General features: G+C 70.7%; 15 protein-coding genes. 4 read left to right on the top strand and 11 right to left on the bottom strand.

Annotation, left to right across the window (positions count from 1 at the left end):
- Positions 1-340 precede the first annotated feature (340 nt).
- Positions 341-556, top strand: coding sequence for a hypothetical protein (locus tag ABZS66_RS04960; RefSeq protein ID WP_354755244.1), 216 nt, complete (start codon positions 341-343; stop codon positions 554-556).
- Positions 557-664: 108 nt separating this feature from the next.
- On the opposite strand, the gene ABZS66_RS04955 is transcribed toward ABZS66_RS04960, so the two are convergent.
- From ABZS66_RS04955 to ABZS66_RS04910, 10 genes are read right to left on the bottom strand one after another with little or no spacing between them, the layout of a single operon-like run.
- The gene (locus ABZS66_RS04955; protein ID WP_354755242.1) at positions 665-1285 is read right to left on the bottom strand and encodes an urea carboxylase-associated family protein; all 621 of its coding nucleotides are present in this window, start codon (positions 1283-1285) and stop codon (positions 665-667) included.
- Between the two features lie 28 nt (positions 1286-1313).
- Positions 1314-2852 (bottom strand): hydantoinase B/oxoprolinase family protein, encoded by a 1539-nt coding sequence (locus tag ABZS66_RS04950; protein ID WP_354755240.1) that lies wholly within the window; start codon positions 2850-2852, stop codon positions 1314-1316.
- An 8-nt stretch (positions 2853-2860) separates the two neighbouring features.
- Positions 2861-3763 carry a U32 family peptidase gene (locus tag ABZS66_RS04945; RefSeq protein WP_354755239.1) on the bottom strand — a complete coding sequence of 301 codons (903 nt, stop codon included), beginning with the start codon at positions 3761-3763 and terminating at the stop codon, positions 2861-2863.
- A complete protein-coding gene (locus tag ABZS66_RS04940; RefSeq protein WP_354755238.1) occupies positions 3760-5838 on the bottom strand; it encodes a hydantoinase/oxoprolinase family protein in 2079 nt (692 codons plus the stop codon). The genes ABZS66_RS04945 and ABZS66_RS04940 overlap by 4 nt, the downstream gene beginning before the upstream one ends.
- Positions 5839-5887: 49 nt before the next feature.
- Positions 5888-6943: a hypothetical protein gene (locus ABZS66_RS04935; RefSeq protein ID WP_354755237.1), complete on the bottom strand. Its 1056-nt coding sequence runs from the start codon at positions 6941-6943 to the stop codon at positions 5888-5890.
- A complete protein-coding gene (locus tag ABZS66_RS04930) occupies positions 6940-7800 on the bottom strand; it encodes a hypothetical protein (protein ID WP_354755235.1) in 861 nt (286 codons plus the stop codon). Before ABZS66_RS04930 ends, ABZS66_RS04935 begins: the two co-directional genes overlap by 4 nt.
- Positions 7793-9136: a winged helix-turn-helix domain-containing protein gene (locus ABZS66_RS04925; protein WP_354755234.1), complete on the bottom strand. Its 1344-nt coding sequence runs from the start codon at positions 9134-9136 to the stop codon at positions 7793-7795. The genes ABZS66_RS04930 and ABZS66_RS04925 overlap by 8 nt, the downstream gene beginning before the upstream one ends.
- Positions 9137-9142: 6 nt before the next feature.
- Entirely contained in the window at positions 9143-9913 is a 771-nt protein-coding gene (locus ABZS66_RS04920; protein ID WP_354755232.1) for an amino acid ABC transporter ATP-binding protein, read from the bottom strand.
- A complete protein-coding gene (locus tag ABZS66_RS04915) occupies positions 9892-10812 on the bottom strand; it encodes an amino acid ABC transporter permease (RefSeq protein ID WP_354755230.1) in 921 nt (306 codons plus the stop codon). The genes ABZS66_RS04920 and ABZS66_RS04915 overlap by 22 nt, the downstream gene beginning before the upstream one ends.
- Positions 10812-11657, bottom strand: coding sequence for an ABC transporter substrate-binding protein (locus ABZS66_RS04910; RefSeq protein WP_354755228.1), 846 nt, complete (start codon positions 11655-11657; stop codon positions 10812-10814). The genes ABZS66_RS04915 and ABZS66_RS04910 overlap by 1 nt, the downstream gene beginning before the upstream one ends.
- Positions 11658-11904: 247 nt before the next feature.
- On the opposite strand from ABZS66_RS04910, the gene ABZS66_RS04905 reads away from it, so the two are divergent.
- The gene (locus tag ABZS66_RS04905) at positions 11905-13068 is read left to right on the top strand and encodes a pyridoxal phosphate-dependent aminotransferase (protein ID WP_354755226.1); all 1164 of its coding nucleotides are present in this window, start codon (positions 11905-11907) and stop codon (positions 13066-13068) included.
- 52 nt (positions 13069-13120) lie between these two features.
- On the opposite strand, the gene ABZS66_RS04900 is transcribed toward ABZS66_RS04905, so the two are convergent.
- Positions 13121-13726, bottom strand: coding sequence for a TetR family transcriptional regulator (locus tag ABZS66_RS04900; protein ID WP_354755224.1), 606 nt, complete (start codon positions 13724-13726; stop codon positions 13121-13123).
- A gap of 76 nt (positions 13727-13802) precedes the next feature.
- Between ABZS66_RS04900 and ABZS66_RS04895 the strand changes: the two genes are divergently transcribed.
- Together ABZS66_RS04895 and ABZS66_RS04890 are read left to right on the top strand one after the other, a co-directional pair.
- Positions 13803-14666 carry an SDR family NAD(P)-dependent oxidoreductase gene (locus tag ABZS66_RS04895; RefSeq protein WP_354755222.1) on the top strand — a complete coding sequence of 288 codons (864 nt, stop codon included), beginning with the start codon at positions 13803-13805 and terminating at the stop codon, positions 14664-14666.
- Between the two features lie 336 nt (positions 14667-15002).
- Positions 15003-20480: an AAA family ATPase gene (locus tag ABZS66_RS04890; protein ID WP_354755220.1), complete on the top strand. Its 5478-nt coding sequence runs from the start codon at positions 15003-15005 to the stop codon at positions 20478-20480.
- Positions 20481-20550: the final 70 nt, after the last annotated feature.

Below are 20550 nucleotides of genomic sequence, written 5' to 3'. Positions count from 1 at the left end.
GCATTCAGCTGTGGCACTGGCGGTGGCGGTGGTGCTGACCTCGGCCACGACCGAGGCGTCGGGGTTCTGCTCCCGGCTGGCGCCGCGGCGGGCCGGCGGGGTGAGCGCTGCAGCCGGACGCGGCGCTCGTTGGCGGGCAGGATCTCGCCGCTGCTGCTTGCCGTCTGTCGTCCCAGAACATCGGGGTATGCCCCGATGCTGTGGAACCACTGTTCACCAGGGCGGTTGTTGTATTGGTACAACAATATGACGGTTCTGTGAAAGCTCCGCCAATGCGTCCGTTGATCTTGACGATCGGCGGTGATCCCCCCTTAGGCTGCGGGTGAAGGGAGGTCACGCGATGCTACTGACCGCGAGCCGCGACACGTCGTCGCCGGGACCGTACCTGTCGTGCGACCGCTGCGGCGCCGTCTTCCGGCCGCCGTGGCCGACGGGCGATCCCGCCACCGTGCTGGCCGTCGCCGCCACGCGTGGCTGGCGGGAGGAGCATCTCGGCGGGGTGCCCTGGCACCGTTGCCCGGCGTGCGGGCCGGTCGCCGGCGCCGGGGCCGCTTGACGAGTGACCACTCGGCGGTGACGCCGTGTCCGCGTGCGAGTTTTCCCTGTGGCGAACGGGAACGAAACGCTTGACGAGGTACACCGCTTCGGCGGGTGATTGCACCGGTCACTCGACGGCGACGCCCATCTCCGTGACGTGGTAGGCGTTGCACGGGTTGTGCTCCTCCGGGCAGTTCGACAGTCCGACGTAGAGGTCCGCCAGTGCCTCCAGGACGATCCGGTCCCCGGGCCGGGTGGTTGGCTCGACGATCTCCATGCGTCCGTCCGGATGGTGGATGATGTTCATGAAGAGCGAGATGCACTGGTCCGGGTTGATCTTTGTGATGTCGAGGCCGAGCTCCTCCCAGTCGCCCTCGAGGTTGTCCAGGCAGCCCCAGGTTTCCTCTACGCCGTACCGGATGGCGTTCGAGTACTTGGTGCAGTAGCCGCCGGTCATGTTGTGGATGCCGTTGTCGTCGTGGACGACCCGCAGCATCGGGTTACATTTGTCGCTGTAGATGGTGTACCCCTGCTTCAGGTCCCACTTGCCCGAGCTCACCCGGGTGAACATGGCCGACAGTCGCTCGTCCGGGTCGTCGACCATGGCGGCGATGAAGTCCATGACCTGCTGACCCTTGATGTCTGTCACGGTCAGGCGTTGCCCGGTGCGGAGTTTCAGCGCCAGGCGTCCTTTCGGCTCGATGATGGTCGTGCCGGGGGTCGCCCACGCGGCCATAATGCTGGTCATCGGTTCGTTCCTCCGTGTGTTCAGGGATTCAGGCCGCGCCGTATCCGCCGCCACCGGGGGTGCGCAGCAGGATGCGGGAGTCGGGGTGCAGGGCGGTACGGCCCTTGGGGTCGGCGACGTCGACGCCGTCGATCTGGAGCAGTCCGGTCCGGCCGTCCTGGCCGCCGGCGAGCCCGGGTGCGGCGTGTTCGATGCGCTCGGTCAGGAAGATGACGTCCAGCGGTTCGGAGTGGATCGACCGGATCGTCACTTCCTGACCCTCGCCGCCGCGCCACCGGCCGTCGCCGCCGGAGCCCCGCACAATGCGCTTGCTCTCCACCAGCACCGGGACCTGGCTCTCGATGACCTCGACCGGGGTGTTCGACACGTTGCTCGGCGTGCTCAACGTGGGGTGGCCATCCTGGCCCTCCGAGGCGCCCTGCCCGCCGTTGAAGCACAGCAGCGATGCGAACGGGCCATCCTGCGCCTGACCCCGGATGCCGACCACCCAGAACGGTGTGCCGGCCGCAGCGGCCACCCGGGTCGGCAACGGGCCGAGCAGGGCGCGGGACAGCACGGCCGGGATCGCGTGGGCCGGGAAGTTCGCGCTCACCGCCGCCCCCTTCGTCGGCTGGAGCAGCGAACCCTCCGGCACCCGGATGGTGATCGGCCGCTGGGCGCCTTCGTTGTTCGGCACGTCCGGGGCGAGTAGGCAGGCCAGGCCGTACCGGGTGTACCCGTACGTCGGGGATGCGGAGTTGATGCCGTAGCGGCTCTGCGCCGAGGTGCCCGCATAGTCGATGACCATCTCGTCGCCGGCCACCTCGACGGTCACCACGATCTTCTTCGGCTCCTCGAAGCCGTCGAGGTCGATGTCGGCGCTGTACCGGCCGTCCGGGATCCGCCGGATCGACGCGCGCACCGCCCGCTCCGTCGCACCGCAGATGTTCTCGGCGGCCTCCCGCAGATCCAGCGTCGGGTCGTTGTCGAGCATCTGCCGGAGCCGGCGCGCACCCAGGGCGTTCGCGGCGACGAGCGCGTCGACGTCGCCGAGCACCTGGTCCGGGACCCGGACGTTGCGGGCCAGGATCTGGCGGACCAGGGTGTTCGGCACGCCGGCCGCGACGAGCTTGACCGGCGGCAGGCAGAACCCCTCTTCGTAGACGTCCTGGGCGAACGCGCCCTCCGACGCCCCGCCGATGTCGGAGAGGTGGCAGATGCTCGCGACGTAGGCCACGATTCGCCCGTCCCGGAACACCGGGGCGGCCGCGGTCAGGTCCGGCAGATGGGTGTTGCCGTACCAGGGGTCGTTGGTCGCGATCACGTCCCCCGGTTGCAGGTTCTCCACGCCGATGTGCTCGAGCATGGCCCGGACGGTGCCCGCGACGGTGCCGGTGAAGACCGGCACCGACCGGCCGTACTCGACCAGCAGGGCGCCGTCGGCGGTGAGCACCGCGCAGGCCAGGTCGTTGGACTCGCGTACCACGGAACTGAAGGCGGTACGGAGCAGCACGGCGGCCATCTCGTCGGCGACCGAGATCAGTCGTTGCCACACGATCTGCAGCGTGGCGGCGTCCCAGGTGGTCATCGGCGCTCCTAGAACTCGGGTCGGTCGGACGGGACGGCCTCGGCGAACAGCCGCCGCAGCAGTTGGTCGTCGAGGAGGATCTGGTGGACGATCGCTGCGATCTGCCGCTCGGACGGTGCCTCGTCGGAGAAGTCCTGTGCGGCGTTGCCGGACTTCAGGTAGACGGGCGCGGCGACCCGCACGATCTCCGGGACGTCGTAGCCGCGCACGAACCCGCCGGCGCCGCGCGGGTTGTCGGTGTGCAGGTCGAGCGCGACCGGCGTGGCGCAGCGGACCGCGGCGATCATCCGCACGTCAAGGTCGCGTTGCAGGTTGACCGAGTCGGCGCCGGCCTCGGCCAGCAACCGGGCGTGGGCGGGGTTGGCCGCACCCATGTTCGACGACGCCTTGAGCCGTAGCTCCGCCGGGAGCACGCCGTCGGCCCGCAACCGGGCCAGCACGCTCAGCAGCCCCTCGTCGAAGACGAGGAACCCACGCACGCCGAGGTCGACTGCGTGCGCAACGTCGTCGACCGCCTGGGCGAGCTGATCGGTCCCGCGCAGCCGGTACGCGCTCGCCGCGGCGACTACGCCCGTGGCCAGCTTCTGGCCGCCGATGTCGAACAATCCTCGGGGGCCGACCGCCATGCGCAGCTGGACATCCAGCTCCCGGCAGACCTGTACCAGGTCGGTGAGCTGCCGGTCCAGGTACCGCATGGTGCCGACGGTGTTCGTCGCCTGGTGCAGCCGCACCCCGTGAGGCGCCAGCCGTTCGGTGAGCTGGACGACCGACGCCGCATCGAGGGCGCCGGCGACCTCCCACTTGTACCAGCCACCGTCGGCGAACCTGCCGGTGCTGGTCGGTGCTTCGGCCGGATCGCCCGCCGGCAGACCTGCCCGCACCAGCCAGTCGCGGGCCCGATCGAGGCTCATGCCACCACCCCGGACGAGCCGGCCGACGGCAGGTCGATGAGGACGTGCAGGTTGCCGTCCTCATCGACCTCCGCGCGGTCACCCGGGCCGATCACCGCTGTGCTCTCCGGGAGCTGGAGGATCGCCGGGCCGTCGATGGTCACACCGGGCGGCTGGGCCAGCATCCGCAGTACCGGGGCCAGGGTCGGGCCGGTCTCCGGGAACCAGACCTCACGGGTCTTCGGCACACCGGCGGCGCCGTCGGACGGTGGCACCGTGCGGATCACCTCAGGCCGGTTGAACCGCCCGTAGACCCGCACCCGCCAGGTCACCACCTCGGCCCGCGGGTACTCGTGGCGCACCGCGTAGATCCGCTCGTACTCGGCGGCGAACCGTTCCAGGTACCGTTGCGGGCCGTCCCCGGCGTCGACCCGTACCTCGATCTCGAAGCCCTGCCCGACGTAGCGCATGTCGACGAAGTACTCCACCCGGTCGACCGGTTCGGCGAGCTCGGACACGGCCTGCGTGACCAGCGCGTCGTAGATCTCCGCCGCCAGCTCGTCGGACCAGTTCGCCAGCTCGGTCCGGCGGGTCCGGGACGCCTCGACCATCGGCGGGGCGACGAGCAGGCCGATGGCGGACAGCACCCCTGCCGCGCTGGGGATGACGACCCGGCGCAGTCCGAGCGTGCGGGCCACCCGGGCGGCGTGCACCGGTGCGGCACCGCCGAACGCGAGCATCGTGAACGTGCGGGGGTCGTGCCCTCGCTCGGTCGCGTGTACCTGCATGGCAAGGGCCATGTGCTCGTCGACGACGCGGACCACACCGGCCGCGGCGGCCATCGGGTCGTCGCCGAACGCGGCGCCCAGGTGCGTGACCATGGCCCGGCGTGAAGCTTCCACGTCGAGCGGCATCCGCCCGCCGAGGAAGTACTCGGGGTCCAGGTAGCCGAGCACGATGTCGGCGTCGGTGACGGTCGGGACGTCGCCGCCGAGGCCGTAGCCGGCCGGGCCGGGCCGCGAACCGGCGCTGTGCGGCCCCACCTTCAGCAGGCCGAGGGCGTCCAGCGACGCGATCGAGCCGCCGCCGGCACCGATCTCGAGCATGTCGACCACCGGCATCGTCACCGGTAGGCCGCTGCCGGGCTTGAGCCGGTGCACCCGGCCGACCTCGAATCCGTTGTGGACGGTCGGCTCGCCGTTCTCGATGATGCAGATCTTGGCGGTGGTGCCGCCCATGTCGAAGGCGATGAGCCGGTCCAGGCCCAGTCGCCGCCCCACGTGCGCGGCGCCGATGGCGCCTGCCGCCGGGCCCGACTCCAGCAGGCGCAGCGGGTACTCGCGCGCCGTCGGGGTGGCGATGACGCCGCCGTTGGACTGCATGAGCACGAGCGGCTGGTCAATGCCGACCCGGCCGACGGCCCGCTCGATGTCCTGGAAGTGCTCCCCGGCGACGGGGCGCACGTAGGCGTTCGCGAGGGTGGTCACCGTCCGCTCGTACTCGCGGATGACCGGTACCAGGTGCCCGGAGAGCGTCACCGGCACACCCGGCAGGTGCTCGGCGAGGACCTTCGCGACCGCCTCCTCGTGCAGCGGGCTGGCGTACGAGTGCAGCAGGCACACCGCCACCGACTCGACGCCCAGTTCGCCGAGGCGGTGCGCGATCCGGGCGACCTCGTCGGGGTCGAGCGGCACGTGCACGGTGCCGTCGGCGAACAGCCGCTCGGTCACCTCGAACCGGTTGCCCACCGGTACCAGCGGATCCGGCAACTGCAGGCGCTGGTCGTACAGGTCGTAGCGCCACTCGCGGCCGATGTCGAGGATGTCGCTGAAGCCCCGCGTGGTGATCAGCGCGGTGTCCGCGCCCCGGCGCTCGATCAGCGCGTTGGTCACCAGCGTCGTCGCCCCCGCGACCGGGCGGTCGATGTCGGAGGGGGCCGCCCGACCGGCGTCGAGCACCTGATGGATGCCCTGTTCGATGGCGCGGCTGAAGTCGTCGTACGTGGTCAGGCACTTGCCCAGCCAGGCCCGGCCGGACTTCTCGTCCAGCAGCACCAGATCGGTGAAGGTGCCGCCGATGTCGAAGCTCACTCGCATGGGTGGATTCCTCTGTGGTCGTTGGTTGGCGGGCGGGGCGGCCGGCGGTCTACGGCGGCACCAGCAACGGGTAGGCGACGACGGGCAGGACCAGGCCGAGCTGACCGCCGCGCTGGACCTGTGCGAGCGGGCCGACGCCGTCGGTGAGTCGGGCGGTGATCCGCAGGGCGGCGTCGTAGCCGACCCCGGCGGCGGCCCCCAGCAGGACACCACCGGCCATGGAGGCCGGCACGGTACCCGCGCCGAGCCCAGCGGCGAAGAGGGCCGCTCCGGTTACCGCTGCGGCTACCGCGCCCGGGCCGGTCCGGTTGGCGGGCACCCGCAGCAGCGCCAGGCGGGCTGCACCCGCGGCCAGCATGACCAGGCCGGCGGTCGCCCCGGCGACCAGTTCAGCGCCGCCGGCGCGGTCCGCGACCAGACCCGGAAGGATCGACGTGAACAGCCCGAGCACGCCGTTCGCGGCAAAGGCCAGCAGGGCACATCGCAGGACAACCGCCCTCGGCCCGGTCCCGTCCGCCACCGTGCCGGTGCCGGTACCACGGGCCGGCGCGCCGGCCGTGTCGCCGGCCCCGGACCCGGTGCGCACCAGGGCGGCCACGCCGAGTAGGCCGATTAGGCCGACACCGAACACTGCCGCCCGGCTCAGCCCACCGGCCGCCATCCCGCCGGCCAGCAGGGCGCCCAGGCCGACGCCGCCAATAATCGCGGCGGTGGCAAGGGCGGTGCCGTGCCGGCGGCTGCTCAGCCCGGCCGTTGCTACCGGCGTCAGGGCGCCGAGGGCGGCGCCGGTCACCGCCCGCCCGGCCAGCAGCCACGGCACCCCGGCCGGCGCGGGCGCGGCCACCAGCAGGAGCCCGCCGGCCGCGTCGAGCAGCAGCAGGCCGCGCAGGAGCCGCACCGACCCGGGTCGGACGCTGCGGGCCGGTCGCAGCCGGGCCAGCGCGCTCATCGCGGCGAACGACGCGACCCCGTGGACGACGAAGAGCCCGACCGTCGTCCATCGCGAGCCGGTCGCGTCCGCCATCCGGTGGTAGTAGGGGCTCGGGAAGCTGGAGAACGCGCCGGCGGCGGCCAGCGCCGACACGAGGCCACCGGTCCGGCTCATCGAACGGCCTGCCGCAGCAGTTGCGCGACCAGCGCGACGTCGGTGACCGCGGACCCGGCGAGGTCCAGCAGCACCCGGCCGTCCGGAACCGGCTCGACGCCGGCCACCAGGCGCGGTACCGCGGGGACGTGACCGTGCGTCACATGGTCGTCGAGCACCGGGGTCGACGGGCTACGCCGCCAGGTGCCGGCGCCGTCGAGGCAGACGGCGACACCGTCGGGCGCCAGGTCTTCCAGCGTGGCCACCGGACCCGTGGCGCCGGTGGCGGAGAAGGCGAGGTCGACCCCGGCGACGGCGGCCGGGTCGGTGCCGACCGAGAGGACGTCAAGACCGCGCGCGCCGGCCGCCTGCCGTGCGGCAGCGGCCGAGTGCTCGGTGCGCACCACCACCCGGACCTCGGTGACCGTGCCGGCGACGGCCAGCACGGCGTCCAGCACGGCCCGGTTCGTCGGGCCGAAGCCGATCAGCGCGACCCGCCGCGGTGGCCGGTCGGCGCGAACGGCACGTGCCACGGCCACGGCGGCCGCTGCGGTACGGACCTGGGTGGCCCGCATGCCGGTGACGGTCGCCAGCGGTGTGCCCGTGGTCGCGTCACTGCCGATGACCGTCGAGGTGGAGCGGCCCGGCTTGCCCGCTGTCCCCGGCACGTACGAGGCCCATTTCGCGACGCCCAGGCCGAGCCGGGGCACGACGCCCGCCAGCGAGAGGAAGAAGCCGCCAGAGTTCAGCGGTAGCAGCTGCTTCGGGGCCTGCGTGGCGGCGCCGCGGCCCAGATCGGCCAGGCAGCGGGACACCTCGTCGACGAGCGTCGCGAGGTCGATCCGGACGTCCACGTCGCGGTCGGTGAACTCACGCATCGGGGGCCGGCCCGGCGGTGGGGGACGAGGTGCGGGCCGCCCCGAACGCCAGCGACACGACCCCGGCGACCGTGCGCAGGTAGGCGGTGCGGGCGGGGGTGAACGCCCGGGCGGTGCGGCTGACGAAGGCCAGGTCGCCCCAGATCCGGCCGTCGACGTGGAGCGGAAACAGCAGGCAGGCGTGCAGGTCCTCGGCCGAGGACATCCGGGCGGTCACCGGGAACCGCCGGGCGAGCTGGCTCATGTCGTGCAGTTGGACGGTCTCGCCGCTGCGGTAGACCTGCGAGCCCATGAAGTCGGCGCTCACCGGGTGTCCGGTGGCGATGGACTGCCGCCAGCGGGCCGACATGCCGGCCGAGGCGACCAGTCGGGACATGCTCCGACCGGCGATGTCGGTGTCGAGACGGAACACGGTCGCCGCGTCGCCGAATCCCCGGGTGATCGCCCATTGCACCACCGTCTCCGCCACCGACGCCTCGTCCCGCGCGGCGAGCAGCGTGTCGACGAGCGCGTTGAGTGCGTCGGCCTGGGCGTTGAGGACCGTGACCGCCTGCCGTATCCGGTCGTCGCTGCGGTCGTCGCCGAGCTCGGCAACGGGATGCAGGAACTGGTAGCCGATCCCGCGCACGGACCCGATCCAGCGTGGCTGCGCCGGGGTGTCCCCGAGCTTCCTGCGCAGCCGGCCGACGTGGATCCGCAGGGTGTTCATGCCGTCGCCGTGGCGCCAGCCCCAGACGCGCTGCACGATCTCGTGCTGCGGTACGACCTGCTGCGACCGGGCCATGAGGAACGCGAGCAGGTCGAACTCGTTGTGGCTGAGCGCGATCACCTCCTGGTCCAGCAGGCAACGGCGGGCCCGCAGGTCCAGTCGCAGCTGACCGGCCTGCAGCCAGCGCACCAGCAGGATGTCGTCCCCCGACGAGCCTCGGCAGAGGGCGATCAACCTGGCGGCGACCTCGCGGCCGGTGGCGTTCCGTTCGATGACCAGGTTGGCGCCGGCGTCGAGCAGGGCAAGCACCTGGTCGGCGCTCACGTCGGTGGCGAGCAGCGCGATCGGGAACGAACCCACCGGCCGCAGCTGCCGTACCGCCTGGCGTACCCAGGCGAAGGAGTTCCCTCCGACGAGGACCAACTTCGTGTCGCGGACGGAGGCCGCGTGGACCGCGCCCGTGACCTGCTCGTGCACGACCGTCGGCCAGGGAGCCCGCCCGATCCGGGTGACGAGCTGGGCGGCCGGCGAGCCCGGCTCGGCGCAGAGCACGGCCGGGCTCAGCAACGCGAGGTCGCGTGGCCGGAGCACCTTGCCGAGGCCGGGCTGGAGGTTGGTGGCGGACATCGCGGCTCACAGCACCTTCGACAGGAACGACCGGGTGCGCTCGTGCGTCGGGTTGCCGAGGACGGCGCCGGGCGTTCCCTGCTCGACGATCCGGCCGTCGGTCATGAACGCGACCTGCGAGGCGACCTCCCGGGCGAACCCCATCTCGTGGGTCACCACGATCATCGTCATGCCCTGGGCGGCCAGGTCCCGCATGACGTCGAGCACCTCGCCGACCAGCTCCGGGTCGAGCGCGGAGGTCGGCTCGTCGAAGAGCATCAGCTGAGGCCGCATGGCCAGGCCCCGGGCGATCGCCGCCCGCTGCTGCTGCCCCCCGGACAGGTGCCGCGGGTAGGCGTCCACCTTCGCCGCCATGCCGACCCGGCCGAGCAGGTCGAGCGCGGTCGCCACCGCGGTACTGCGGGAGTAGCCGCGCACCCGCATCGGCGCCTCGATGACGTTCTCCAGCACCGTCATGTGCGGGAAGAGGTTGAAGTGCTGGAACACCATGCCGATCCCGGCCCGCTGGGCACGGATCCGCCGCTCCGGCAGCTCGTGGAGGCGGCCGTCGCGCTCGGCGTACCCGATCAGCTCGCCGCCGACGAGGACCCGGCCGGCGTTCGGCCGCTCCAGGTGGTTGATGCAGCGCAGCAGCGTGGACTTGCCGCTCCCCGACGCGCCGATCAGGCAGAGCACCTCGCCGGCGTGCACGTCGAGGTCGACGCCGTGCAACACCTCGTGGGACCCGAACCGTTTCCTGATCCCGCGCAGCTGGACTAGCGGTTGGGTCGCAGCCATCGGGCCCACCTTCCGTTGCGGGGGCCCTCGTCGCCGACCGTGCTGCGGAATCCCGCGCCGAGCCTGCGCTCCAGCCGCGACTCCAGCGCGGTCAGCAGGGAGACGATCACGAGGTACCAGATGCAGACGACGATCAGGACGGGGATGGTCTCGTAGGTGCGGGCGTAGATCAGCTGGCCGGAGTAGAGCAGATCGGGCAGTGCGATGACGCTCACCACCGACGAGTACTTGAGCAGCCCGATCGCCTCGTTCGACGCGGGCGGCACGATGACCCGCAGCGCCTGCGGCAGCACGATCCGGCGGAACGTGTCGACCCGGCCGAGCCCCAGCGCGTTCGCCGCCTCCGACTGGCCCCTGTCGACCGAGATGATCCCGGAGCGGATGATCTCGCCCAGGTAGGCGGCCTCGTTCAGCGCCAGGCCCAGGATCGCCGCCGTCCATGGCGTGATCAGCGCGTTCGTGTCGGCGGACCACAGGGTGGGGCCGCCGAACGGAATCCCGAAGCCCACCGTCGGCACGAGGATCGCCAGGTTGTACCAGAGGATCAGCTGGACCAGGACCGGCGTACCGCGGAACAGCCACACGTAGACGCCGGCCGCACCGCGGATCAGCCGGCTGTCGGAGAGCCGCATCACCGCGAGCAGGAGACCGAGCGCCGCGGCGATGAGCATGCTCACCACGGTGAGCCTCAGCGTCGTGAACAGGCCGTCGAGGATGCGCGGGTCGAACAGGTACCCGGCGACGACGTCCCAGCGGTAGTTCGGGTTCGTGAGGAACGAGACCGCCACCGACCCGACCACGAGCGCCGCGGCCACCGACCCGACCCAGCGCCACGGGCGCCGGCGGGGGACGACGACGTCACCGTCGTCCCGGACCGGTCGTACGGAGGTGGCCGTCATCAGAACGGCGACCCGTTGATGATGGGCGCGGGGACGGCGCGGTCCGCGATGCCCCAGTCGGTGAGGATCTTGCCGTACGTACCGTCGGCGATGATGGCCTTGAAGGCGGTCTCGAACTCGGCGGTGAGCGCGCTGCTCTTCGGGAACGCGACCGCGAAGTAGCCCTCGTTGAGGTACCCGCCGGAGACCTTCACCTTGCCGGTGTTCCGGGACGAGATGTAAGCGTTCGCCGCGGAGTCGTTCGGCGTGACGTCGATCCGGCTCGACAGCAGGGCGAGCACGGTGGCGTCGAGGTCGGCGAACTCCTTGACGTCGATGGCCTTCTTGCCGCCCTTGACGCAGGCGTCAGACGCCTTGGCGAGCAGGTCGGCCTCCAGTGCGCCGCCCGGGATCCCGACCACGATGCCGCAGAGGTCGTCCATCGACTCGATGTCGCGGTATCCCGTCCGCGTCAGGAAATTGTTCTTCGCTGTGAGGTAGTCGACAAAATCAACGGTCTTCTGCCGTTCCTTCGTGTCGAACATGCCGGTCAGCGCGACATCGAAGCGGCCGGATGTAAGTCCGGGGATGATGGTGTCGAAACCGGCGCTCTGGAAGACGACCCGGCGCCCGAGCTTGTCCGAGAGGGCCGCCGCGATATCGACGTTCAGGCCCTTCCAGGTCTTGCCGTCCGTGTCGAGGAAATTGTACGGAAGCAGCGACGGGTCGGCGGCGGCCACGATCTGGTCGGCGCCGCCGCCGGCCTTGGCCTCGTCGGACGATTCCGTGGAACACGAGGTGGCGGCCATGGCGGCGAGGACAGCGACGATCCCGACGATCAGCTTATGCGAGCGACGTGTGCGCATGGAAACTCCGTCTCGATGCGGATTGGGCCCATTGTCGGCTTGTCTGGAGGTCTCCAGCGGCGGCCGTTCAACGCCGGGCCCAATGACACGTCGGCTTCTTTACGACGACATTACGAACCAATTCGCCGTTGGTTTCCCGGGCGGCAGAACGACATGTTGGTGACAGGTTGCACTCTCTAGGATTGGCGGCACGGGCGGTCGGACACCCGCCGGCGACATACAGGCGACGCACAGCGAGGGGTGAGGTGTGACGACCGATACCGAGGCGTCGGGCCCGGGCGCGGCGGCGGCCGCGGTCACGCGAATGATGGCGGGCCCGGTGCGGGCGGACGAGATCGACCTGAGCATCGGAGAGCCGGACCAGGCGCTGCCCGGTGTGCTCGTCGAGGCGGCCGTGCGCAGCCTGCGCGACGGCCGGACCGGGTACACCCCGAAGCTCGGCCTGCCCGAGCTGCGGGACCTCGTCGCCGCCGACGTCGAGGCGGGCACCGGGTACCGGCCAGACGTCGAGGACGTGGTGATCACCGTCGGTGGGACGGGTGCCGTCGCGGTCGCGCTCGCCGCGGCCTGTGCGCCGGGTGGCAGCGTCCTGGTGCCGGACCCGGCGTGGCCGAACTACCGGGTGCTGGCCGAACGGCTGGGCATCGGCGTGCTCACCTACCCGCAGGGGGAGTCCGGCGACGGCTTCCTCGACCTGGCGCGGATCCGGTCCGGGCTGCGGGCCGGGGCCCGGCTCGTTGCCGTCAACTCCCCGTCGAACCCGACCGGTGCCGTGGCGTCGGCGGCCGCATTGCGGTCGCTGGTCGCGCTGGTGCGCGAGTTCGGGGCGTACGTGCTGTCGGACGAGGCGTACGAGTCCGTGGTGTTCGCCGGCGGGCGGGCCCCGTCACCCCTCGCCGACGGCGGCGTGGACGTCACCTTCGCCGCCCGGACCTTCTCGAAGACCTACTCGATGACGGGGCTGCGGGTCGGAGCGCTCATCTCCCCTCCGCGGTTCCGCACGGCCGCCGCCGCGTTGCACGGTACGACCGCCGGCTGCGCCCCAGTGACGGCGCAGCTCACCGCGATCGAGGCGCTCAGCTCGCTGCCGGGCCGGGCGGATCAGCTCTCCGCCACCTACCTCGCCAGGTACCGCACTGCCGTCCAGATCCTCGGACCGTGGGCCCCCGGTACCCCGGTCGAGACGCTGGGCGGCTTCTACCTGTGGCTGGACGCCCGGCCAGCGGGACACACCAGCGCCGAGGTCTGCGCTGCCCTCCGCGACCGGGGCATCGTCACCTCGTCCGGTCTGGTGTACTCGGCCACGGACGGCTTCGTCCGGGTGGCGCTCACCGCCCCCGACGACGTCCTCGCCCGCGCGCTGACGCTCATCCGGGAGGAACTCGACCGGCTGGCGGCGCGGGCGTGCTGACCCCACGGCACCGACTCACGCCCAGCTGACGGCTTGATGCGCGCGCTCGTCCTCAGCGCAGGTGGGTGGGGGCCTGCATAGCGCGGTCCAGGATCATCGCGAGTGATTGCGGCTGAGTGTTCGCGGTCCACGCGGTCAGGGCTGCCTCGACGCACCCGAGGGCGGCGGCGATCACCGCGTTGGCGCGCGGGTCGGCATCGTCGGCTGGATCGGCTCCGAGGCGACGTGCGATCTCCGGCCGGAGGAGCTCCTGCCATCGGGCGTTCTTGTCCCGATGCCGGGCGGCCAATGACGGCGTGTTCACGATCAGGCGAGTGAGACGCCGGGTGCGCTCGTCGTGGGCTTCGTACTGCTCGATCAGCGCATCGAGGGCGCGCCGCATGGCGACCCAGGGTGCTTCGCCGAGTGGTCGAGCGGCCAGCGCGTCACGCAGGCGCTCACCGGCGTCGAGCGACTCACCGAAGAGCGCCTCTTCCTTTGAGGGGAAGTACCGGAAGAACGTGCTGCGAGAGATCTCGGCGGCCGCGCAGATGTCATCCACCGTCGTCTCCTCGTAGCCGCGCTCGAGGACCAGGTCCTGAACGACGGAAGCCACTTCGGCGCGCATGGCCTGACGAGTTCGCGCCCGTACGCCGCGTGCAGCCGGGTTCGGATCCATGCCGGTATGGTACTACAACGCAGAAGTGGTACTGTGTCTCACATATGAGATCCAGTGTCTCGGAGATGGAGAAGCGATGAGCGATAGCAAGGTGGTCGTCATCACTGGCGCAAGCGACGGCATCGGCGCAGCCGCAGCCCGGCGGCTGCGCGGAAACGGGCACACCGTGGTCGTCGTGGGCCGCTCGGTCGAGAAGACCCGCGCTGTTGCCAGGGAGCTCAACGTCGACAGCTATGTCGCGGACTTCACCCGTCTCGACGACGTCGAGCACCTCGCCAGTCAACTCCGTGCCGCGTACCCGCGGATCGACGTGCTCGCCAACAACGCCGGTGGAGTGTTCGGCGCCCGGACCAAGACCGTGGATGGCTTCGAGAAGACGTTCCAGGTCAACCATCTCGCGCCATTCCTGCTCACGCGGCGACTCCTCGACACGCTCACCGCATCACGGGCGTCGGTGCTGCAGACCTCCAGCACGGTGAGGTTCGCCAAGGAGATCGACCTGAACGACCTCGATCACGACCGCAACTACGACCCGGTGCGCGCATACAGTGCGGCGAAGCTGGAGAACATCTTGTTCACGACAGAGCTTCACCGGCGGTACCACGCCAGCGGCATCTCGGCAGCATCCTTCTATCCGGGCAACGTCGTAACGAACTTCGCCTCCGACACCACCAGCCCGATCATGCGTCTCGTCCGCTTCCTCGCCACCAAGCCGTTGCTGCCGCGCCTCATGCGGCTGTCCACGCCCGACCAGGGCGCGGACCAGATCGTGTGGCTCACCGAAGGCACCCCCGGAACGGACTGGGAGCCGGGTTCCTACTACTACAAGCGCAGGGCCGTTCCGCCGCGAAACCCGCAAGCTCTCGACGCTGATCTCGCCCGTGGACTGTGGAGACGCTCCGAAGAGCTACTCGCCGGACGGCTGGCCGATTCGGCGTGACGAACTCGGTGGGTGGGACTTCACCGGGCCACGCAGCCCCGGCCGGTCGGACGAACAGATGTGCAGCCAGTCCCGGGCAGTGACCATGGTTCACGTGGCGATGCTGTGAGGCCCCGACGGTGACGGCAACGCCGGCTGCGCAGCGTCGACGAACAGCGCGATTGCCCGATCGCCCGGCACGAGCGACAAGGGGCCGACAGGATAGGGACCTCAACGACATGGCGTTACGGATGGCGGGCTTCGCACCACATCGCGTTCGTGTGAGAGGTGACCTTCGCTGTCGAACTGTTGCTAAGTAGGGTAAAGGATGGGTCCGACCGTGCGCGGAGGTGTCGGATGGGGAAAGACGGACTGCCGCCGGGCCAGGGTCCCCCCGGTCGGGGCGAAGTAGTGCACGAGAGCGAACGCACGCGTGTCACACGCCTGGCCTTTGCCGGAGACACTGTAGTGCGTAAGGAACCGCTGGGACCGGACTCTCGGCGGCGGGTGCAGCATGAGTTGGCGGTTCTTGAACGGCTGCGCGGTGTCGAGGGGGTCGCTCGGCTGGTGGACGCGCCGCAGTGTCCGGGGCCGATCGTGTTGGCGGACGTCGGTGGTGAGAGCCTGGCCGGGCTGGCGAAGCCGCTGGCGGTTGATGACCTGGTCGAGCTTGCGGTGCGGTTGGCCCGGGCGGTGGCTGGGATGCATCGACGAGGTGTGATGCACCGGGATATCACGCCGGCGAACGTCGTGATCTCCCGCGATGGTGAGCCGTGTCTGGTTGATTTCGCCTTGGCGACGTCGTTGGCCGAGCTTCGTCCTGAGTTCACGCATCACGCCGAGATCGTGGGGACGTTGGAGTATCTGGCGCCGGAGCAGACCGGCCGGACCGGCCGTTCGGTGGATCAGCGCGCCGACCTGTACGCGCTGGGTGCGACGCTGTATGAGCTGGCGACGGGTGCCCCGCCGTTCGGCAGTGGGGACCCGTTGCGGTTGACTCATGATCATATGGCTCGGGTGCCGGTGCCGCCGGCGGAGGCGAACCCGGCCGTGTTCCCGCCGTTGTCCGAGATCATCATGCATCTGCTCGAGAAGGAGCCGGACAACCGTTACCAGACGGCCGAGGGCGTGGTCTACGACCTGGAACGCTTGCGGGACGCGCCGACACGTGCTGCGCCGGTTGGGCTTCGGGTCGGCGCGTGCGACGTTCCGCTGCGGCTGTTGCCGCCGTCGCGGCTGGTGGGCCGCGACGACGAGTTGGCGGCACTGCGGGCGGCCTTTGAGGATGCGCTGACGGGTCGGTGTTGTGGGGTGCTGGTCGGCGGGGTGCCGGGGGTGGGGAAGACGGCGTTGGTCGATGAGCTGCGGCCGGTGGTGACGGGCAGTGATGGCTGGTTCGTGGCGGGCAAGTTCGACCAGTATCGGCGGGATCTCGAGTTCAATGCCGTGCATCAGGCGTTTCGGGCGTTGGGTCGGTTGTTGTTGGCCGAGCCGGAGGATGAGTTGGCCACGATACGCGGGCGGATCTTGGAGGCAGTCGGGCCGAACGCCGGTCTGGTGACCGCGGTGAACCCGGAATTCGCAGCGCTGCTGGCGGTGCCGCCCGATCCGGGGGATCCGCTGACCGCGCAGGTGCGGTCGCAGCGGGCGTCGGTGCAGTTGTTGCGGGCGGTCGCCTCGCGGAAGCGCCCGGTGGTCTTCTTCGTCGACGACCTGCAGTGGGCAGGGCGTGCGCCACTGGGCTTGGTCGACCTGCTGCTGCGCGAGGAGCCAGTCGACGGTCTGTTGCTGGTGGGCGCGTACCGCGAGGGCGACCTGGACGCGGCGCATCCGCTGACGGCGCCGCTGTCCCGATGGCGGGAACAGCCCGGGGTGCGGCACGTGCGGTTGATCAACCTTCCGGTGGGCGGCACGGTCACCATGGTTACCGAGATCCTGCATGTGGACGAAGCCGGGGCAGCGGGCCTGACCGAGGTAATCGAGCCGCATACGTCCGGCAATCCGTACGAGACCGTGGAGTTGCTCAACGCACTGCGCCGCGTCGGCGTGTTGACGGCCACAGCCGCCGGTTGGCATTGGGATGCGGCGTCCGTGCGTGCTCACCTGGGCCAGTCCGAGATCACGGGGCCGCCGGCGGCGCGTCTCGACACCATGCCGCCGCCGTCCCGGCAGGTGGTGGAAGCGATGGCGTGTCTTGGCGGGCGAACGGAACTAGGCCTGCTGCAGGCCGCGACCGCCACACCGGCGGGCGTGATGGAACAGCGGTTGGCGCCCGCCCTCGACGAGGGCCTGCTCGTGCTGGAGCCCGGGGTGCACGAGGCGGTGCGGTTTCGCCACGACCGGATTCGCGAGGTGATCCTGGGTGGGGTCGGCCCCGAGCGGCTGTGCACTCTGCGGCTGGCTATGGCGCGGCGGCTGGCGGCTGTGCCGGAGTTGTTCGCGGTCGCGGCGGAGCAGTATCTGCCGTTGGTCGACGCGGTCGACGATGCGGTGGAGCGACACGTGGTGGTGGGGCTGCTGCGACGCGCCGCAGACCAGGCGGCACTCATCGGGGACTACGTGCTTGTCGACGCGTTGCTGACCGCTGCGCTGCGGCTGGTCGGCCCGGATGAGACGGCCACGCTGGTCGAGATGCACACCGGCCGGCACGCCGCGCTGTACAGCCTGGGACGCCTGGAGGAGGCCGACGAGGAGTACCGCACGATCGAACGGCTGTGCACCAGCCCCTTGGAGCGCGCAACGGCGACGGTGGTGCAGGTGCGCAGCCTGACCCACCGCAACCGCTATACGGAGGCGATCGGGCTTGACCTGGAGTCGCTGCGTGAGCTGGGCATCGCCGTGCCAGTTGCGGACCGGCTCCCGATGGAGCTCGATCGCCAGTTCGAGTACCTGTACCGGTGGATCGCCCATGGCAACGACGCCGACGAGCTGGGTCGGCAGGAGATCACCGAGCCGACGCTGCTCGCCGCGACCCGTCTGATCAACGCGGTCCAGCACGCAACCTTCTTCGTCCCCGACCACGCCATGCTCGCGTGGCTGAGCCTGGAAGCGCTTCGGATTTGGATCGAGCACGGCCCCGCCCGCACCCTGCCGGGCCCGGCCTGCTACATCGGGTTCGCCGCCGTCATGATGCGCGGCGATTATGCAGCCGGGTATCGAGCGTTGCGGCGGCTCCTGGCGTTGGGCGAGGCACACGGCTACGAGCCCGACACCTCGCAGGCGCGCACCTTGTTCGCCCTGCAGAGCTGCTGGTTCGAACCGATCGAACACGGTGTCGAAGCAGCTCAGCGGGCCCGCGAAGGGTTGGTCGCGGGGGGTGACCTGACCAACGCCGGATACACCTACTACCCGACCGTGCCGGGTCTGTTGGACTGCGCACCGTCGCTGGACAACTGCGTTGCCGAGGTTGCGGCTGGGCTTGCCTTCGTGCAGCGTATCGGCGACGAACAGACCCGCGAATCGCTCGACAGCTATCGGTGGCTGGCTGACATGCTGGGCGGCGTCGGCTCCGCTGCGGCAGGTGCAGCAGTCTCCACCGACCGGTACATCGGCAACCTGCTGGCACTGTTCCACGCGCATGTCACCCGGGCCATCGCCGCCGCTATCTTCGGCGACCTGGTCGGCCTGACACGGCACAGTGCGGCGGCGATGAAGCTGCTGCCGGCTACTCAGGGCGTCTATTCGACTGCCCTGGCGCACCTGCTGCGCGGGCTGGCCCTCGCCGGGCAAGCCCGCACCAGCCATGACGGCGAGCGCGGCGGTCTGCTCTCCGAGCTGGATGAGGTGGCGCAGTGGTTGGCCGCGCGCGCTGCGGACGCGCCGGAGAACTTCCAGCACCTGCTGCGGCTGCTGGAGGCCGAGCGGGCCTGGGCCGTCGGTGACTTCCGCGTCGCCGCCGTCGCGTTCGACGCCGCGCGGCGGGCGGTCGCCCAACGTCAGCGCCCTTGGCACCGCGCCCTGATCACCGAACGCGCGGCCCGCTTCTACCTCGCCCACAGCCTTGAACAGGCCGCCTACGACCTGCTGATCGAAGCGCGCCAGGGCTACCTCGCCTGGGGTGCCACCGCGAAAGTCGACCAACTCGACTGGGCCTACCCGCACCTGCGGCCATCACCCGACGCTACCGGCGCTCGGTGGGGCGGCCGGCCCGGTGACGTCATGCATCAGCGGGCCACCATCACCACCGGAGCGCTCGACCTGCTCGGCATCCTGTCCGCGTCGCAGGCGCTCAGCTCCGAGACCAGCGTCGAGGAACTGCACGCCCGCGTGGTCCAGGTACTCAGCGCGATGACCGGCGCCACCGCTGTCCACCTGCCGCTGTGGAGCGATGACCGGCAACACTGGCTGCTGCCGACACCGGGCGGCGGTGCCATCCCCGACAGCACAATCGGCCACGAACGTGCCTTGCCGATGTCTGTGCTGCGGTACACCCAGCGGATGCGTGAGCCGCTGGTCGTGGGCGACGCCACGTGCGACGACCGTTTCGCCCGCGACCCGTACTTCACCAATGTCACGTGCTGTTCACTGCTGGCCGTGCCGATCCTCAGCCGCGAGACGCTCCGGGCGATACTGCTGCTCGAGAACCGCCTCATCCGCGGCGCGTTCACCGCCGAACGGCTCGACGGGGTCAAGCTCATCGCCGGCCAACTCGCCGTCTCCCTCGACAATGCCCAGCTCTACGCCGATTTCCGGCGGATCGCCGACGAGCAGGTGGCGCTGCGGCGGGTGGCGACGCTGGTCGCCCGTGGAACAGGTCCCCAACTCGTGTTCGCCACGGTGGCCGACGAGGTTGGCGCGCTCTTCGGCGCCGACGGCACGGCGATCGTACGGTTCGAGCCGGACGGCCAGGCAACCGTCATGGGACGTCAGGGGTTCCAGCACAACCAACCGGGTTCACGCGGCAAGCCGGAGCCCCACTCGGCCATGGCGGTGGTCCAATCCACCGGCCATGCGGCCCGCCGCGATGTGGACAACCCCACGTCGGCGGGCCTGGCCGCGACCGGCGGTGCCGGGATCCTGTCTTCGGTCGCCAGCCCGATCCTGGTCGAGGGCCGGATCTGGGGCGCCATGAGCGTCCGGGCACGGCACCAACGGCTACCGCCGGACACGGAACGACGCCTGGCCGACTTCACCGAACTCGTCGCCACCGCGGTCGCCAACGCTGAAAGTCGAGCCGAACTCACCGCCTCACGGGCGCGGATCGTCGCCGCGGCCGACCAGACCCGTCGGCACATCGAACGGGACCTGCACGACGGAGCCCAGCAGCGACTGGTCTCGTTGGCCCTGCAACTCCGCGCCACGCAAACGGCCCTGCCGTCCGAACTCGACACCCTCAGGACGGAACTCGACCGCGCCGTTGCCGGCGCAACGAGCGCCGTGGACGAGCTCCGCGAGATCTCACGCGGCATCCACCCGGCGATCCTGACCGAGGCCGGCCTCAGCTCGGCGCTGCGTGCGCTCGCGCGCCGCTCACCGATCCAGGTCGATCTTGACATGCGCGTGGAGCAGCATCTGCCCGAGCAGGTCGAGGTCAGCGCGTACTACATCGTCGCCGAGGCACTCACCAACGTTGCCAAACACGCGCACGCGTCAGTCGTCTCCGTCACCGTCGAAACTGGCGTTGCGGACGCCGCGGACCCGGTCTTGCGGGTCGCAGTCCGCGACGACGGCATCGGCGGCGCCGACTTCGCCCGCGGCACCGGCCTCCTCGGCCTCAAGGACCGGGCGGAGGCACTCGGCGGCCGAATCGTGCTCCACAGCCCGCGCGGGGCCGGGACCACCCTGCGCATGGAACTCCCACTCGGCGCCGCGAACGGCGGCGTCACCCTCCGTTAGCCTGACCTCGAACTCTGCCGGAGCGTGTCGGGTCGGCGGCGGGGCCGGCCGCCTACGTCAACGAGACCGA

Source organism: Dactylosporangium sp. NPDC005572, assembly GCF_040605515.1.
GTDB lineage: Bacteria > Actinomycetota > Actinomycetes > Mycobacteriales > Micromonosporaceae > Dactylosporangium.
Note: the sequence above shows the minus strand (reverse complement) of the source record. Positions and strands in the feature narration are given on the sequence as shown.

Coding starts and splice junctions, on each gene's coding strand:
- ABZS66_RS04960 (WP_354755244.1), top strand. CDS start 341: ATGCTACTGACCGCGAGCCGCGACACGTCGTCGCCGGGACCGTACCTG.
- ABZS66_RS04955 (WP_354755242.1), bottom strand. CDS start 1,285: ATGACCAGCATTATGGCCGCGTGGGCGACCCCCGGCACGACCATCATC.
- ABZS66_RS04950 (WP_354755240.1), bottom strand. CDS start 2,852: ATGACCACCTGGGACGCCGCCACGCTGCAGATCGTGTGGCAACGACTG.
- ABZS66_RS04945 (WP_354755239.1), bottom strand. CDS start 3,763: ATGAGCCTCGATCGGGCCCGCGACTGGCTGGTGCGGGCAGGTCTGCCG.
- ABZS66_RS04940 (WP_354755238.1), bottom strand. CDS start 5,838: ATGCGAGTGAGCTTCGACATCGGCGGCACCTTCACCGATCTGGTGCTG.
- ABZS66_RS04935 (WP_354755237.1), bottom strand. CDS start 6,943: ATGAGCCGGACCGGTGGCCTCGTGTCGGCGCTGGCCGCCGCCGGCGCG.
- ABZS66_RS04930 (WP_354755235.1), bottom strand. CDS start 7,800: ATGCGTGAGTTCACCGACCGCGACGTGGACGTCCGGATCGACCTCGCG.
- ABZS66_RS04925 (WP_354755234.1), bottom strand. CDS start 9,136: ATGTCCGCCACCAACCTCCAGCCCGGCCTCGGCAAGGTGCTCCGGCCA.
- ABZS66_RS04920 (WP_354755232.1), bottom strand. CDS start 9,913: ATGGCTGCGACCCAACCGCTAGTCCAGCTGCGCGGGATCAGGAAACGG.
- ABZS66_RS04915 (WP_354755230.1), bottom strand. CDS start 10,812: ATGACGGCCACCTCCGTACGACCGGTCCGGGACGACGGTGACGTCGTC.
- ABZS66_RS04910 (WP_354755228.1), bottom strand. CDS start 11,657: ATGCGCACACGTCGCTCGCATAAGCTGATCGTCGGGATCGTCGCTGTC.
- ABZS66_RS04900 (WP_354755224.1), bottom strand. CDS start 13,726: ATGGATCCGAACCCGGCTGCACGCGGCGTACGGGCGCGAACTCGTCAG.
- ABZS66_RS04895 (WP_354755222.1), top strand. CDS start 13,803: ATGAGCGATAGCAAGGTGGTCGTCATCACTGGCGCAAGCGACGGCATC.
- ABZS66_RS04890 (WP_354755220.1), top strand. CDS start 15,003: ATGGGGAAAGACGGACTGCCGCCGGGCCAGGGTCCCCCCGGTCGGGGC.